The organism is Colwellia sp. NW0002-52-1 (assembly GCF_057550865.1).
The window spans coordinates 1-482 of the sequence record NZ_BAAJLU010000060.1; the positions used below are offsets into that span (position 1 = coordinate 1).

1 protein-coding gene is annotated in these 482 nt (G+C 47.1%); it reads right to left on the minus strand.

The window, feature by feature from the left end:
- Positions 1 to 482, minus strand: a 482-nt coding sequence (locus AC27H3_RS18090; protein ID WP_487108113.1) for an Ig-like domain-containing protein, incomplete at both ends; no start/stop codon positions are given.

The following is a 482-nucleotide window of genomic DNA, read 5'->3' on the forward strand; positions in this document are numbered from 1 at the left end:
ACTAACCCTTGAGCCGATGGCGTGATCAAAGCGGTATACGTGCTACTGTTCACCGAAGTAAAAGCGCTCGCTCTGGCATTAATTAATGAAATATCGCCCACTTCAAAACCAGTGACGGCTTCACTAAAAGCAAACGTGGCGGTAAATGCCGTGTTTGAATTCGCTGGGACATTTTGAATCGTTACGGTTGGCAAAATAGCATCAAATTCTGTACTCACTTGCGCGGCTGCCGTGTTTAAGTTGCCAGCAACATCTTGGGCAACATTGGCATTCACATTCAAGGTGATCGTGCCATCGGCTATCGGAGTGATCAACGCGGTATAACTGCTGCTACTTACGGTAGTAAAAGCGCTCGCGGTAGCATTGGTAAGTGTTACATCGCTGACAATAAAGTCAGCTACCGCTTCACTAAACGTAAAGGTGGCGGTAAATGGCGTAATATTTTGCGGCTGCACACCTTGAATAGCAACAGACGGTCGTGT